Genomic DNA, 240 nt, shown 5'->3' on the forward strand with positions numbered 1-240 from the left:
CCAGCAGCGCGATCGCCGCGCGCATCGAGGCTGGATTCGCATTGTAGCTCTCGTCGATCAGCGTGAAGCTGCCGCCGCGCATCGGTCGGCCACCCATACCGAAGAATTCGTCGTCGAGCTCGGCGGCGATTGCCAGCCAGAGCGCGCCATATGTTTCGGCCGACACCGGTTGATCGACCAGCGGCGGCAGTCCCACACGCGCAAGAATAGGCTCTGTCGGCTTGTCCAGCCGCCGCAGGC

Annotated in this window: 1 pseudogene; it reads right to left on the minus strand. The window is 65.8% G+C overall.

The window, feature by feature from the left end:
- Positions 1-238 (minus strand): annotated as a pseudogene (locus AF337_RS28795) (AraC family transcriptional regulator); the annotation flags it as partial.
- Positions 239-240 lie beyond the last annotated feature (2 nt).

The organism is Rhizobium ecuadorense (assembly GCF_001187535.1).
GTDB lineage: Bacteria > Pseudomonadota > Alphaproteobacteria > Rhizobiales > Rhizobiaceae > Rhizobium > Rhizobium ecuadorense.